Annotated in this window: 17 protein-coding genes; 4 read left to right on the top strand and 13 right to left on the bottom strand. The window is 79.2% G+C overall.

Annotation, left to right across the window (positions count from 1 at the left end; translation table 11 throughout):
* Positions 1-3 precede the first annotated feature (3 nt).
* Both ACI79B_RS11100 and ACI79B_RS11095 read right to left on the bottom strand, forming a co-directional pair.
* On the bottom strand, positions 4-1,029 hold the full coding sequence (locus ACI79B_RS11100; protein WP_456930432.1) for an S-adenosylmethionine:tRNA ribosyltransferase-isomerase: 1,026 nt from the start codon (positions 1,027-1,029) through the stop codon (positions 4-6).
* Positions 1,026-1,721 carry an SDR family NAD(P)-dependent oxidoreductase gene (locus ACI79B_RS11095; RefSeq protein WP_456930433.1) on the bottom strand — a complete coding sequence of 232 codons (696 nt, stop codon included), beginning with the start codon at positions 1,719-1,721 and terminating at the stop codon, positions 1,026-1,028. The genes ACI79B_RS11100 and ACI79B_RS11095 overlap by 4 nt, the downstream gene beginning before the upstream one ends.
* A gap of 46 nt (positions 1,722-1,767) precedes the next feature.
* Here ACI79B_RS11095 and soxR point away from each other — a divergent pair, with 46 nt between their 5' ends.
* The 4 genes from soxR (at position 1,768) to ACI79B_RS11075 (ending at position 4,818) form a co-directional block, all read left to right on the top strand.
* Positions 1,768-2,235: a redox-sensitive transcriptional activator SoxR gene (gene soxR / locus ACI79B_RS11090; RefSeq protein WP_456930434.1), complete on the top strand. Its 468-nt coding sequence runs from the start codon at positions 1,768-1,770 to the stop codon at positions 2,233-2,235.
* 79 nt (positions 2,236-2,314) lie between these two features.
* Positions 2,315-3,166 (top strand): 4,5-DOPA-extradiol-dioxygenase, encoded by an 852-nt coding sequence (gene ygiD / locus ACI79B_RS11085; RefSeq protein WP_456930435.1) that lies wholly within the window; start codon positions 2,315-2,317, stop codon positions 3,164-3,166.
* 238 nt (positions 3,167-3,404) lie between these two features.
* A complete protein-coding gene (locus tag ACI79B_RS11080) occupies positions 3,405-4,154 on the top strand; it encodes a hypothetical protein (RefSeq protein WP_456930436.1) in 750 nt (249 codons plus the stop codon).
* Positions 4,138-4,818 (top strand): class F sortase, encoded by a 681-nt coding sequence (locus ACI79B_RS11075; RefSeq protein ID WP_456930437.1) that lies wholly within the window; start codon positions 4,138-4,140, stop codon positions 4,816-4,818. The genes ACI79B_RS11080 and ACI79B_RS11075 overlap by 17 nt, the downstream gene beginning before the upstream one ends.
* A gap of 7 nt (positions 4,819-4,825) precedes the next feature.
* On the opposite strand, the gene ACI79B_RS11070 is transcribed toward ACI79B_RS11075, so the two are convergent.
* From ACI79B_RS11070 to ACI79B_RS11020, 11 genes are all read right to left on the bottom strand, one after another.
* Positions 4,826-5,524: an SGNH/GDSL hydrolase family protein gene (locus ACI79B_RS11070; RefSeq protein ID WP_456930438.1), complete on the bottom strand. Its 699-nt coding sequence runs from the start codon at positions 5,522-5,524 to the stop codon at positions 4,826-4,828.
* Between the two features lie 3 nt (positions 5,525-5,527).
* Entirely contained in the window at positions 5,528-6,724 is a 1,197-nt protein-coding gene (cobA, locus tag ACI79B_RS11065; RefSeq protein ID WP_457000142.1) for a uroporphyrinogen-III C-methyltransferase, read from the bottom strand.
* A gap of 47 nt (positions 6,725-6,771) precedes the next feature.
* Positions 6,772-7,857 (bottom strand): Rv2231c family pyridoxal phosphate-dependent protein CobC, encoded by a 1,086-nt coding sequence (gene cobC, locus ACI79B_RS11060; RefSeq protein WP_456930439.1) that lies wholly within the window; start codon positions 7,855-7,857, stop codon positions 6,772-6,774.
* Positions 7,854-8,201 carry a cobalamin biosynthesis protein gene (locus tag ACI79B_RS11055; protein ID WP_456930440.1) on the bottom strand — a complete coding sequence of 116 codons (348 nt, stop codon included), beginning with the start codon at positions 8,199-8,201 and terminating at the stop codon, positions 7,854-7,856. Before ACI79B_RS11055 ends, cobC begins: the two co-directional genes overlap by 4 nt.
* Positions 8,192-9,043 carry an energy-coupling factor ABC transporter ATP-binding protein gene (locus ACI79B_RS11050; protein ID WP_456930441.1) on the bottom strand — a complete coding sequence of 284 codons (852 nt, stop codon included), beginning with the start codon at positions 9,041-9,043 and terminating at the stop codon, positions 8,192-8,194. The genes ACI79B_RS11055 and ACI79B_RS11050 overlap by 10 nt, the downstream gene beginning before the upstream one ends.
* 73 nt (positions 9,044-9,116) lie before the next feature.
* Positions 9,117-9,851 (bottom strand): cobalt ECF transporter T component CbiQ, encoded by a 735-nt coding sequence (cbiQ, locus tag ACI79B_RS11045; RefSeq protein ID WP_456930442.1) that lies wholly within the window; start codon positions 9,849-9,851, stop codon positions 9,117-9,119.
* Positions 9,848-10,162 carry an energy-coupling factor ABC transporter substrate-binding protein gene (locus ACI79B_RS11040; RefSeq protein ID WP_456930443.1) on the bottom strand — a complete coding sequence of 105 codons (315 nt, stop codon included), beginning with the start codon at positions 10,160-10,162 and terminating at the stop codon, positions 9,848-9,850. The genes cbiQ and ACI79B_RS11040 overlap by 4 nt, the downstream gene beginning before the upstream one ends.
* Positions 10,159-10,845 carry an energy-coupling factor ABC transporter permease gene (locus ACI79B_RS11035; protein WP_456930444.1) on the bottom strand — a complete coding sequence of 229 codons (687 nt, stop codon included), beginning with the start codon at positions 10,843-10,845 and terminating at the stop codon, positions 10,159-10,161. Before ACI79B_RS11035 ends, ACI79B_RS11040 begins: the two co-directional genes overlap by 4 nt.
* Positions 10,832-12,214, bottom strand: a complete 1,383-nt coding sequence (locus tag ACI79B_RS11030) for a cobyrinate a,c-diamide synthase (protein WP_456930445.1) — start codon at positions 12,212-12,214, stop codon at positions 10,832-10,834. Before ACI79B_RS11030 ends, ACI79B_RS11035 begins: the two co-directional genes overlap by 14 nt.
* 40 nt (positions 12,215-12,254) lie before the next feature.
* On the bottom strand, positions 12,255-12,869 hold the full coding sequence (gene cobO, locus ACI79B_RS11025; protein WP_456930446.1) for a cob(I)yrinic acid a,c-diamide adenosyltransferase: 615 nt from the start codon (positions 12,867-12,869) through the stop codon (positions 12,255-12,257).
* A 1-nt stretch (position 12,870) separates the two neighbouring features.
* Positions 12,871-13,653, bottom strand: coding sequence for a vWA domain-containing protein (locus ACI79B_RS11020; RefSeq protein WP_456930447.1), 783 nt, complete (start codon positions 13,651-13,653; stop codon positions 12,871-12,873).
* Positions 13,654-13,831 lie beyond the last annotated feature (178 nt).

Here is a 13,831-nt window from a genome sequence, read left to right as displayed (position 1 = left end):
ACCTCAGGGGAGGAAGAGCATCGAGTCACCGAACTCGTGCCACAGGTAGGCGCCGGCCGCGGCCGCCTCGTAGGCGCGCTCGACCAGGTCCCGGCCGGCCACCGCCTCCAGCAGCAGGAGGTGGCTGGCCTCCGGCTCGTGCAGGCCGGTGACCAGCCCGGTCACCGCGCGGGCCGGCCGGTCCGGGCCCAGCACGAGGTCGGTCCAGCCCTCGCCGGGCCGGGTGACGCCGTCCTCGCCGGTCACGGTCTCCAGCGCCCGGGTGACCGTGGTGCCGACGGCGACCACCCGCCGCCCGGCCGCCCGCGTCACGGTGACCAGCCGCGCGGTGACCGCGGGGACCCGGTAGCGCTCCGGTGCCGGCGGCTCGTGCAGCTCGGGGCTGGAGACGCCCGCGTGCAGCACCAGCGGCACCACCGGGACACCGCGGGCCATCAGGCGGACCAGCAGGCGGTCGGTGAACGGCCGGCCGGCGCTGGCGTTCTCCGCGCTGCCCGGCTCGGTGGCGTAGACGTTCCGGACGTCGTCGAGCTCGACCGGCCCGCGCAGGTGGCGGTAGCGGACCGGCTCGCCGTGCCGGGCCAGGTAGGCGGGGACGGTCACGGCCGGCTCGGCGACCGCCCGCCACAGCCGTCCCGGACGCGCCGGCTCGGGGAAGCCGGCGCGCAGGACCAGCCGGACGCCGCCGGGCAGCAGGAGCGCGGCGCCGGGCTCGAGGCCGGTCTCCGGGCCGTCGTCGGCCGGGCGGCGCACCTCGACCACCCAGGTCCCGTCGTCGAGCACGGTCGAGACGTGCACCGGCGTGCGGGAGCCGTCGGCGCGGCGGGCGGTCAGGCGGGCCGGCAGCGTCGCCGAGGTGTTGACCACGACCAGGTCCCCGGGCTCGAGCAGGCCGGGGAGGTCGCGGAACCGGGCGTGGGTGAGGCTGCCCGGGCGGACGGCCATCAGCCGGACGCCGTCCCGGGCCAGCCCGCGGCGCTCCGGCGGCTCGCCGGCCTCCGCCCCCATGGGCACGGCGACGGCGGTCACCGGTGCGCCGCCGTCGCGAGATCGGCGACCCGCACGCGCGGGCCGGGCGGGTCCCCCTCCAGCAGCGTCAGCAGCGCCGGGGCGACGTCGGCGGGGTCAGCGAGGCCGGCCGGGTCCGCGCCGGGGTCGGCGGCGGCGTGCATGTCGGTGGCCATGTCGCCCGGGTCGACGGCGACCACGCGCAGCGCCGGGTGCTCGACGGCGAGCACCGCGGTGAGCAGGTCGAGCGCGGCCTTGCCCGCTCCGTAGCCGCCCCATCCGGGGTAGGCCTCGACGGCGGCGTCGCTGCTGATCGACACGACCGTCCCGCGGGCGCGCTCCAGGGCGGGCAGCGCCGCCTGCACCAGCGCGAGCGGGGCGACGGCGTTGGTCCGCAGCAGGTCCTCCAGCGCCGCCGGCGGGAGGTCGGCCAGCCGCGGCAGCGGGACGGGGCCGAGCGCGGAGGCGTTGTTGACCAGCAGGTCGAGGCGGTCGCCGGCGGCGGCGGCGAGCGCGGTGCGGTGGGCCGGGTCGGCGACGTCCCCCGGCACGGCGGTGACCAGGTCGGGACGGGGGAGCCCGGCGACGGCGGTGGCCAGCCGGCCGGCGTCCCGGGCGTCGACGACGAGCCGCCACCCGCGGCGGGACAGCTCGGTGGCGAGGGCGAGCCCGAGGCCGCGGGAGGCCCCGGTGACCAGTGCGGTGGGTGTCATGCGGCTACCGTGGGACCTGAAGTCGACTTGAGGTCAAGGGGGCGCCGTGGAGCTGCTCGCGATCGGGGAGGTGGCCGCCCGGTCCGGCCTGGCGCCGTCGGCCCTGCGGTACTACGAGGCGGAGGGGCTGATCGCCGCGAGCCGCACCCCCGGCGGCGCGCGGCGCTACCCCCGCTCGGTGCTGCGCCGGCTGGCGTTCGTCCGCGCGGCGCAGAACGTCGGGCTGTCGCTGCCGGAGATCCGCGAGGCGCTGGCCACGCTGCCCGACGGGCGCACGCCCTCGGCGCGCGACTGGGCGCGGCTGTCCCGCGGCTGGCGGGACCGGCTCGACGCGCAGATCGCCGCGCTCGAGCAGTTGCGCGACGGGCTGACCTCCTGCATCGGCTGCGGCTGCCTCTCGCTGACGTCGTGCGCGCTGTCCAACCCGGGCGACGCCGCGGCGGCGGAGGGCCCCGGCGCCCGGCGGCTGTCCCCACTGCTGCGCCGCGTGCCGCCGGCCGGCCGCGCGGGCTGAGCGCCTCGCGAGGGCCGCCGGAGGCGGGCATGATCCGTCCGGGACCGAGTCGCGGGACGCCGCCGGGGAGGACAGCCGCATGACCCTCATGCCCGCCGCCTTCATCGGCCACGGCAACCCGATGAACGCCCTGGAGCGCAACCGCTACACCGACGCCTGGCGCGCCTTCGGCCGCGCGGTGCCCCGGCCGCGGGCGATCCTCGTCGTCTCCGCGCACTGGTACGTGCACGCCACCGCGGTGACGGCGATGCCGCGCCCGCGCACCATCCACGACTTCTTCGGCTTCCCGGACCAGCTCTTCGACGTCTCCTACGACGCCCCGGGGCTGCCCGAGCTGCACGAGCAGGTGTCCGACGTCGTGTCCCCGACCTGGGTGGGCGCCGACCTCGACAGCTGGGGGATCGACCACGGCGCCTGGTCGGTGCTGGTGCACGCCTTCCCCGACGCGGACGTCCCCGTGGTGCAGCTGTCGATCAACGCGCTCAAGGGCCCGGACTACCACCTGCAGATGGGCGCGGCCCTGGCGCCGCTGCGCGAGGACGGCGTCCTGGTGATCGGCAGCGGCAACGTGGTGCACAACCTCGGCGGGGTCAGCCGCGCGCTGCCCGACGCCGGCTTCGACTGGGCGCAGCGCTTCGACCAGGCCGCGCGCGAGGCCATGCTCACCGACCCCGGCGCGGTGGGCCGCCTGGACGGGCACCGGGACTTCGACCTCGCCGTCCCCACGCCCGACCACTTCCTGCCGCTGCTGTACGTCGCCGGCATGGCCGGGGCCACCGGGACGACGGCGGAGGTGCTGGTCGACGGCTACGCCTACGGGTCGCTGTCGATGACCTCGTACACGGTCGGCATGCCCGCGCCCGGCGCCGAGGGCGGCGGCTTCGCCGCGCCGCTGCCCGAGGGGCCCCCGCCGGACGGCGCCAATATCTAGCCGCCCGCCGGAGCGGTGACCGGTTCACTCCGCAGCGTGACGGCGAGCCGACGGGACGAAGGGGTCCGTCACCGATCGATGTCACGGTCGTTCCCCCCGGACAGTGACGCCGCTCGTGTCCTGACATCCCCGGGGGGTCCCGTTGTCGTCCGCTCGCCGTTCCCCGTCCCGCAGGCCCCGTGGCCGCCGGGCGCTGCTCGTCGCCGGCCTGGTCGCCGCGGCGGTCGCGACGCCCGGGGTGGCCGCAGCCGCTCCGGGCGACGCCCCCACCGACCCGCTGGAGGGCGTCGTCACGACGCTCGAGCAGGCGGTGGCCGGGGAGGGCGGGGACGCCACCGCGCCTCCGGCGCTGCCCGGCACCGGTGCGCTCCCGCCGCCGGACGCCGGCCAGCAGGCGCCCACCGAGCCGACCCCTGCGGAGGAGGGCCCGGTCCCGCCGCTGCCGGAGGCGCTCGTGCAGGGCCTGCAGTCCGCGCTCACCCCGCTCGGCGTGCCGGAGCACTGCGTCCAGGGGGTGGCCGACGGCGTGCAGGACCTGCTGGACGGCGTGCTGTCCCAGGACCCCGCGGCGGCGGTGCAGGAGCTGGTCGCCGGGCTGCAGGGAGCACTGACCGGCCTCGCGTCCGGGCAGCCGCCCGCGCTGGACCCCGCGACGCTCGGGAGCGCCGCCGAGCAGGTGGCGACCGACGTCGAGGCGCTGCTCGCGGCGTTCCAGGCCTGCCTGCCGGCCCTCCCGGAGACCCCCGAGCCCCCCGCGCAGGCGCCGGAGCCCGCCCCGGAGCCGCCGCACGCCGCGCCGGTCGCCGCCCCCGTGGCCGGGCAGCCCGTGCAGTACCCCGGCTACGCGCCGACCGGCGGGGACGAGGGCGTCGAGACCGGGGGGCCCGGCGCGGTGCTCCCGCTGGCCGCCCTGGGCGGCGCCCTCCTGGTCGCCGGCGGGACCGGTGCCGCCGTCTCCCGGGCGCGGTCCCGTGCGGTCGGTCGCTAGGGAGCTGTCGGGCCAGCGCCTGCCGCTGCTGGTCTTCCTCGTCGTCGTCCTCGCCGGGGCCGGCGTGTTCGTGTGGGCGGGGCGCCCGGCGGCCGACGCCGCCGCGGCGCCCCCCGCGACCTCGCTGGTGGCGGTGCCGGCGACCGGTGAGGTGCCCGCCCTGCCGGCCGCCGTCACCCCGGCCGGGGGCCCGGTCGTGCCGGCGCGGATCGCTGTGCCGGCCGTCGGCGTCGACACCGCGGTCGAGTCCCGCGGGACGGTGCGGTACGAGAACCCGTTCACTGGCCGGGACGTCGACGGCTATGGCGTGCCCCAGTCGATGCGCACGACGTCGTGGTGGTCCGACGGGCCGGCGCCCGGGTCGGGGCAGATGGCCGTCGTCCTCGGTCACGCCGGGGCCGCGGGCGGCGCGGTGTTCGACCGGCTGCCGGAGCTGTCCCCCGGCGACGAGGTGGTCCTGGTCGACGCCGGCGGCGCCTGGCTGCGGCTCGAGGTGCTCGGCGACCCGGTGACCGGGCTGGACAAGGCCACCTCGGCCCTCGCGGACACGCTCAACGGGCACCCGGCCGGCGCCGACCTCGCGCTGGTCACCTGCGGCGGGGAGTTCGACGAGTCCGCCGGCGCCAGCGAGGACAACACCGTCGTCTTCGCCCGCGTGGTCTGAGGCCGGTTCAGGCCAGCGCCACCCGGGCGAGGTCGTCGGCCCAGAGCGCGCAGGCCGCGGCGCCCGGGTGGAAGCCGTCGTCGGCGAACAGCCCCGGCCGGTCGAGCGGCGGCGCGGGGGCGTGCCGGACGCCCGGGCGGGCCAGCCGCCCCAGCTCGGCGTCGAGGGCCCGGGCCTGGCGGCCGAGCACCCCGCGCAGCGGCTGCGGCAGGGTGGGGAAGCGGCCCAGGTCCGGCAGCCCGGCGAGCACGACGACGCCGCCGGGCGCGGTGAGCGGCGCCAGGGCGCGCAGCAGCGCGGTCACGTCGCGGCGCCAGGCGGCCCGGGAGCGCAGCCGCAGCGTGTCGTTGACGCCGAACGCGACCAGCACGACGTCGGCGGGCGGGCCGGCCAGCCCGGGGACCAGCAGCCCGGGCGCCTGCGCGACCGTCGTCCCGGTGCGCGCCGACAGCCGCCAGCGCACCTCCCGGCCGCTGCGGGCGGCCAGCGCGGCGGCGAACCGGGCGGCGAGCCCGTCCTCCTGCGTGGCGACCCCGACGCCCGCGGCCGGCGACTCCCCGACGACCGCCGCGGTCAGCGGCGGCCCGTCGCCCGGGACGACGCCGGCGCGCGGCCCGGGCGCCTCCGGCAGCACCGGCGTGCGGCGGCGGACACCCGCGCCCTGCACCAGCAGCACCGGCGCCAGGGCGACCGCGAGCGCGCGCACGGGCTACAGCCGCGTCCCCAGGGCGACGACCTCGCCCACGACCCAGACGGCCGGCGGGCGGATGCCCTCGTCGGCCAGCGTCCCCGCCAGCCCGGCCAGCGTGGTGCGGACCGCGCGCTGGGTGGCCGTGGACCCGTCGGCGACGACGGCGACCGGCGTGTCCGGCGCCCGGCCGTGCTCGACCAGCGCCGCGGCGATCGCCCCGGCCGTGTCCACGCCCATGAGCACGACGACCGTGCCGCGCAGCCGCCCGAGCGCGGCCCAGTCCACCAGCGACTGCGGGTGGCCCGGCGGCACGTGCCCGGAGACGACGACGAACTCGTGGGTCAGCCCCCGGTGGGTGACCGGGATGCCGGCCAGCGCGGGCACCGCGATCGCGCTGGTCACGCCGGGCACCACCTCGACCGGCACGCCCGCGGCGACGCACGCCTCGAGCTCCTCCATGCCGCGGCCGAAGACGAACGGGTCGCCGCCCTTGAGCCGCACCACCCGCCGGCCGGCCAGCGCGTGCTCGACCAGCAGCGCGTTGATCTGCTCCTGCGCCATCGACCGGCCGCGCGGCAGCTTGGAGGCGTCGATGACCTCGACCTCCGGCGGCAGCGAGGCCAGCAGCGACTGCGGCGCCAGGTGGTCGGCCAGCACGACGTCGGCCTGCGCGACCGCCTGCTGCCCGCGCACGGTGATCAGCCCCGGGTCGCCCGGCCCGCCGCCGACGAGCACCACGCTGCCGGCCCGGCCGCCCTCCGGCTCGCGGGCGGCGCGGTCGCGGATGCTGCCGTCGGTCAGCCCCGCGACGACGGCGTCGCGCACGCCGACCGCCCGCTGCGGATCGCCGCCGCCGTGCACGCCGATCACCAGGTCGCCCTGCCGGCCGACGGCGGGGGTCCAGACGCTGGAGGCCGACCGGTCGTCGGCGCGGGCGCAGAACACGCGCAGCCGCTCGGCCTCCTCGGCGACCGCGGCGTTGACGGCGGGGTCGTCGGTGGCGGCCACCGCGTACCAGGCGCCGTCGAGGTCGCCGGGCTGCCAGCCGCGGCGCACCCAGGTCAGCGAGCCGGGCGCGACCAGCGCCTCCAGCGCCGGGGTGACCGCCGGGCTGACGACGGTCACCCGCGCGCGGGCCTCGAGCAGCCCGGCCACCCGGCGGTGCGCGACCTGGCCGCCGCCGACCACCACGACGCGGCGGTCGAGCAGGCGCAGGCCGACGGGGTAGACGACACCGGACGCAGGGTCGACGGGCGTGGCGCTCAGCGGGGCTCCTCCGGGACGGGGGCCGGCTGCGACGTCGTCGTCGGCACCGGACCGGGGATCTCGGTCCCAAGGATCGCAGCGAGGTCCGCGGCGAACGCACGCGAGGTCGCCGGGTCGCGCACGGCGACGCGGAGGTGGTCGGGGGACAGGCCGGGGAAGGTGTCGCCGCGGCGCACCGCCCAGCCGCGCTCGCGCAGCGCCGCGCGCACCCGCCCGCCGCCGGGCACCCGCAGCAGCACGAACGACGACCGCGGCGCGCCGAGGACGGTCACGCCGGCCGGGAGCGCGGCCAGCAGAGCGGCGCGGTGGACCTCCAGCTCACGGGCGGCCGCGTCGGCCTCGGCGCGGGCGGCGGGCGTGGTGCAGGCGACCGCCGCCGCCAGCGCGGGCGTGGACAGCGGCCAGTGCGGCTGGGCGGCGGCCATCGCCGCGACCAGGTCGGCCGGGCCCAGCGCGTAGCCGACCCGCAGCCCGGCCAGCCCCCACGTCTTGGTCAGGCTGCGCACGACGAGCAGGCCGGGCAGGTCGGGACGGCCGGCCAGCGACCCCGGCTCGCCGGGCACGGTGTCGGCGAAGGCCTCGTCGACCAGCAGCACCCGGCCGGGGCGGGCCAGCGCGGCGACGTCGGCGGCCGGGTGCAGCACCGACGTCGGGTTGGTCGGGTTGCCCAGGACCACGAGGTCGGCGTCGTCGGGGACGTCCCGCAGGCGGTAGGACGGCGGCTCCAGCAGCAGCCGCTCCACCGGGTGCCCGGCCGCGCGCAGCGCCGCCTCCGGCTCGGTGAACGACGGGTGCACCACCACCGCCCGCCGCGGCCGGACCGCCCGGGCGAGCAGCACGAACGCCTCGGCGGCGCCGGCGGTGAGCAGCACCTCGGCGGGGTCGCGGCCGTGCGCGGCGGCCACCGCGGCGCGGGCCGGGCGGGCGTCGGGGTAGGCGGCGACGTCGTCGAGGGCGCGCCGCAGCACCGCCCGCAGCCACGGCGGCGGGGTGCCGGCGCGGACGTTGACGGCGAGGTCGACCAGTCCCGGGGCCAGGTCGAGGTCGCCGTGGTGGTCCAGGTCATGGTCGACGGCGCTCACCCGGCCACCGCCACGGTCACCCGCCCGTGCACGGTCTTGCCCACCACCAGCCGGGCGCCGCCGAGCAGGGCCGCGGCCTCGGCCACCGACGCGGTGCCCACCGCCGCGGCCACCCGCGCCGAGGGCGTGGGGACGGTGACCCGGGCGAGGTCCGCGGCCGGGTGGCCGGCCAGCGGCCAGCCGCGGGCGGCCGCGGCGGCGACCAGGCCGCGCTCGGCGGCGCGGGCGTCGAGGGTGGCCAGCCGGGCCACCCGGGCATCCGGCGGCAGGACGGCGTCGACGGCGGCGAGCACCTCGTGCGCGCTCACCCCGGGGACCGCGCCGACGCCGACGGTCACGTCCACGGCGTCACGCCCGGCCGGTCGGGGAGGGCGGCCAGCAGCGCGGCGGCGTCGCGGGGGAGCGGGCCGGCGGGCAGCAGGCCGAGCTCGCGCAGCCGGGCGCCGACGGTGAGCGCCCAGGGCCGGTCGAGGCGGGCGCGGGCGAGCAGGGCGTCGTCGGCGAGCAGCTCCTCCGGCGGGCCCTGCACCACCCGCCGGTCGACGACGACGGCGACCTCGTCGGCCCAGGCCAGCGCCAGGTCGACGTCGTGCGTGCTCATGACGACCGTGGAGCCCGACGCCTGCAGCCGGTCGAGGGCGGCCAGCGCCTCGGCGACGGCGGAGGGGTCGAGGCCGGCGGTGGGCTCGTCGAGCAGCAGCACGCAGGGGCGCATGGCCACCGCGCCGGCGATCGCCACCCGCTTGCGCTCGCCGTAGGACAGCTGGTGGGTGGGCCGCCCGGCCAGGCCGTCGACGGCGAGCAGCGCCAGCGCCTCGGCCACCCGGGCGCGCACCTCGTCCTCGGGCAGGCCGAGGTTGAGCGGGCCGAAGGAGACGTCCTGGGCCACCGAGGCGCTGAACAGCTGGTCGTCGGGGTCCTGCAGGACCAGCTGGACCTCCTGCCGGTGCGCCCGCAGGCCGCGGCGGGTGTGGTGCAGAAGCGCGCCGTCGACGGCGACCCCGCCGGCGTCCGGGCGCAGCGCGCCGGACAGGCAGCGCAGCAGCGTCGTCTTGCCCGAGCCGTTGGCGCCGAGGACGGCCAGCCGCCGGCCGGCCGGGACGGTGAGCGCGGCACCCTCCAGCACCCGGCGGCCGCGCTCGTAGCCGACGACCAGGCCCTCGGCGGTCAGCGTCCGGTGGCTCACGCGGCCTCCTCGCCGGCGCTCGTCGCCCGCATGAGCCCGGCTGCTCTGCTGATCGGTGAGCTCGCACGCTCGCTCACAGCAGCACCCCGACGGCGACCAGCGCGGCCAGCCCCGCGGCGGTGGCGGCGAGGAAGCCGCGCGACGAGGGCCGGGACTCGGGCAGCACCCGCAGCCCGGTCTCCATCCCGCGGCCGGCGAGCCCCTCCTGCAGCCGCCGGGCGCGGTCGAAGGACCGGGTGAACACCGCGGCCGCCAGCGCCCCGGAGGACCGGTAGGAGCGGCGCCAGGTCGAGTGGCCCATCCGCGCGGTCTGCGCCTCGCGGACGGTGCGCAGGCTCGCCAGCAGCACGAACAGCAGCCGGTAGGTCACCCCGGCGACCTCGACGACGGCCGCCGGGACGCGCAGCCGGCGCAGCGCGGCGAGCAGGTCGGTCATCGGCGTGGTGGTGGCCAGCAGCAGCACCGCCGCGCCGCCGGCGACCGAGTGGCCGACCAGCGCGCCGGCCCGCTCCGCGGCGTCCGGCGCCCAGCCGAGCCCGCCGTCGCCCACGGAGACGACGGCGGTCAGCGCCCCGACGGCGACGAAGGCCAGCGGCCAGCGCACCGCGCGGCCGAAGGTGCGCGCCGGCACCCGCGCCGGGCCCAGCGCGAGGACGACGGCGGCGACCGCGACCAGGACGCTGCCCGGCCACACCGGCAGCACCAGCGCGCAGACGACCAGGCCGCCGGTGAGCAGCAGCTTGTCCACCGGCGAGCGGGTCCGCCAGGCGCTGGCCCAGGCGGCGTCGTCGACCGCCAGCCCCGTCACGGCGCCTCGGGGGGCGGGGCGGCCTGCCGCTCCCGCGCCTGCCGCCGGCCGCGCAGCCGGCCGAGCACGTAGCCGAGCACGCCGCCGCCGAGCGCGGCCTGCAGCGCGAACAGCCCCGACTCGACCTCGGCCGAGGACGGGCTGAACACCGACTCGAACCACGGCGTGTAGCCGGACTCCTCGATCACCTCGGTGGCCCGGCCGTCGCTGCCGGCGTAGTCGGAGGCGCCGCCGTCGAGGGCCAGCGGGAGGGCGAACAGCGCCACCACCGCGAGGACGAGCAGGGCGGTGACCAGGCGGCGGCGGGTCACCGGGCCTCCTCCGGGGTGGCCGTCGGGCGCAGCAGGCCGAGGCGCTCGAGCTCCGGCCGGGCGTTGACGGTGAGCACCCGGAACAGCAGCACGCCGAGCAGGCCCTCGCCGACCGCCAGCGGCACCTGGGTGACCGCGAAGACGCCGAGGAACTTGGCCGCCGCGGCGAGGAGGCCGCCGTCGGCGTCGGGGAAGGCCAGCGCGAGCTGCAGCGACGTCGTTCCGTAGGTGGCGAGGTCGGCCAGGGTGAGGGCGACGAAGACGCCGGGCAGCAGACCGGCGCCCAGCGCCCGCGCCAGCCGGTAGGCGCCGTAGCCGGCCCACGGCCCGACGACGGCGAAGGAGAACGCGTTGGCGCCGAGCGTGGTGAGCCCGCCGTGGGCCAGCAGCAGCGCCTGGAACAGCAGGACGACCGTGCCGAGCAGCGCCATCACCGGCGGCCGGAACAGCACCGCCCCGGCGCCGGTGCCGGTCGGGTGGCTCGAGCTGCCGGTGACCGAGGGCAGCTTGATCGCGCTGAGCACGAAGGTGAACGCCCCGGCCGCGCCGAGCAGCAGCGTGGACTCCGGGTGCTCGCGCACCTCGGTCACCACCGCCCGGGCGCCGTGGACGACGAACGGCGCGGCGGCGATCGTCCAGCCGATCGCGTGCGGCGCCGGCAGGAAGCCCTCAGCGATGTGCATGGCGTGCCCTCTCCGGGACGGCGGCCGCGCAGGCGGCCACGAACCGTTCGGCCAGGGCCGGGGAGCCGGCCCAGTGCAGGTGCAGGTAGGAGGCGTGCACCGAGCCGGCGACGAACCCCTCGGGCGCGCCCCCGGGCCACCGCCAGGCCGGCGTGGGGCCGGCGCCGGGGAGCGCGTGGGTGCGGTGGAACTCGTGCCCGCGCACCCGGGTGCCGGCCGGCGCCAGCACGCTGTCGGACAGGGCGACCGCGGCGCGGTAGCCGAGGGTCAGCCGCGGCGTCATCGCCGTCGCGACGTCGAGGACGCCGCACATCGGCGCGCCGTCCAGCTCGCGGGACAGGTAGAGCAGCCCGGCGCACTCGGCGGCCACCGGGCCGCCGCCGGCGGCGAGGGCCGCGATGGCGTCCCGCAGCGGGGTGTTGGCCGACAGCTGGTCGGCGTAGACCTCGGGGAAGCCGCCGCCGACGACCAGCCCCGCGGTGCCCTCGGGCAGGGCCTCGTCGAGCAGCGGGTCGACGGTCACCACCTCGGCGCCGGCCGCGGCGAGCAGCTCGGCGTTCTCCGCGTAGCCGAAGGTGAACGCCGGCCCGCCCGCGACGGCGATCCGCGGCCGCCCGGCGACCGCGGCGACCTCGGCGGCCGGGTCCCACGGGGTCCCGTCGAGGTCGGGTGCCGACCGGGCCAGCCGCAGCACGGCGTCGAGGTCGAGCCCGGCGCCGACCACCTCGCCGAGGCGGCGCACCGTGGCCAGTGCCTCGGCCGAGCGCTCGGCGGCCGGCACCAGCCCCAGGTGCCGCGACGGCGTGCCGAGGGCGTCCAGCCGCCGGACCGCGCCGAGCACCGGCACCCCGGCCGCGTCCAGCGCCTCGCGCAGGATCGCCTCGTGCCGGTCGCTGCCGACGCGGTTGAGCACCACGCCGCCCAGGCGCACCCGCGGGTCGAAGGTGGCGAACCCGTGCACCAGCGCGGCCACGCTCTGCGCCTGCGCGCCCGCGTCGACGACCAGCACCACCGGCGCCCGCAGCAGCCGCGCGACGTGCGCGGTCGAGGCGAAGCCGGGCTCGACGTCGGGGGAGGTGGCGCCGTCGAACAGGCCCATCACGCCCTCGACGACGGCGACGTCGGCCCCGCGCGCGCCGTGCAGGAACAGCGGGACGACGCGCTCCTCGCCCTGCAGCACCGGGTCCAGGTTGCGGCCCGGGCGGCCGGCGGCGAGGCCGGTGTAGCCGGGGTCGATGTAGTCGGGGCCGACCTTGTGCGGGGAGACGGCCAGCCCGCGGGCGGTCAGCGCGGCGACCAGCCCGGTGGCGACCGACGTCTTGCCCGCGTTGCTGCTCGGGGCCGCGACCACCACGCGCGGGACGCTCACCACCGCGCCACCCCGGCGGGAGGAACGGCCATCTCTGCCGTCACCACTCGATCCCCCGCTGGCCCTTCTGGCCGGCGTCCATCGGGTGCTTGACCTTGGTCATCTCGACCACGAGGTCGGCGGCGTCGACCAGCGCCTGCGGCGCGTCCCGCCCGGTGACCACCACGTGCTGGGTGCCGGGCCGGTGCGTGAGGGTCTCGACGACGTCGTCGACGTCCACCCAGCCCCACTTCAGCGGGTAGGTGAACTCGTCGAGGACGTAGAAGCGGTGCGCCTCGGCGGCCAGGTCGCGCTTGATCTGCGCCCAGCCCTCGGCGGCGTCGGCGGCGTGGTCGACCTCGGTGCCCTGCCGGCGCGACCAGCTCCAACCCGAGCCCATCTTGTGCCAGACCACCGGCCCGCCCTCGCCGGTCTGCTCGTGCAGCCGGCCCAGCGCGGTCAGCGCGTTCTCCTCGCCGACCCGCCACTTCGCGCTCTTGACGAACTGGTAGACCGCGACCGACCAGCCCTGGTTCCACGCCCGCATCGCCATGCCGAACGCGGCGGTGGACTTGCCCTTCATCTCGCCGGTGTGCACGACCAGCAGCGGCCGGTTGCGGCGCTGCCGGGTCGTCAGCCCGTCCTGAGGGACGACGGCGACCTGCCCCTTCGGCATCTCAGGCCGCCTGTCGCACGGAGCGGACGGTGGCCGCGAGCGACTCGGCGGCGAGCTCCTCCAGCCGGAGGGTCCGCGCACCGAGGTGGGCGCCGAGGACGCCGGCCAGCCCCAGCCGCACCGGCCCGGACTCGCAGTCGACGACGACCGCCGCCGTGCCCGCCTCGCCCAGCCGCCGGGCGGTCGCGTGCGCGGCGCCCAGCGCGTCCGAGCCGCGGGCGCCGGTGGCCCGGCCGTCGGTGACGACCACCAGCAGCGGGCGCCGCTGCGGGTCGCGCACCCGCTCCACCCGCAGCGTCTCCTCCGCGCGCAGCAGCCCGGCGGCCAGCGGCGTGCGCCCGCCGGTGGGCAGCTCGCGCAGCCGCGCCGCGGCGGCCTCGACCGACCAGGTGGGCGGCAGCGCGAGGGCGGCGTCGGCGCCGCGGAAGGTGACCAGGCCGACCTTGTCGCGGCGCTGGTAGGCGTCGAGCAGCAGGGACAGCACCGCGCCCTTGACCGCGCCCATCCGCGCCCGCGAGCCCATCGAGCCGCTGGCGTCGACGACGAACAGCACGAGGTTGCCCTCGCGGCCCTCGAGCGTGGCCTGGCGCAGGTCCCCGCGCCGCACGTGGAGGCCGGGGCCGGTGCGCCCGCGCGCCGGCTGGTGCGGCGCGGCGGCGAGCACCGTGTCGACCAGGTGCAGCCGCGTCACCGGCCCGGACGGGCGGGTGGAGCCCACGACCCGCCCGCGCTCGGCGCGGGCCTTGGACCGCCGCCCGGCCGCGCCCGCCCCGACGCCGGGCACCTCGAGCCGGCGGGTGCGGAACGGGTCCGCCGGCGCGACCGCGGCCCGCTCGCGCGCGGGCGCGTCGCCCGCTTCCCCGGGGGGGGGGGGGGGGGGGGGGGGGGGGCGCGGGGGGGGGGGGGGGGGGGGGGGGGGGGGGGGGCGGGGGGGGGGGGGGGGGGGGGGGGGGGGGGGGGGC

It is taken from the genome of Geodermatophilus sp. SYSU D00879 (genome assembly GCF_054050375.1).
The sequence above is the reverse complement of the archived record's forward strand: the minus strand, read 5'-3'. Positions and strand labels throughout refer to the sequence as shown.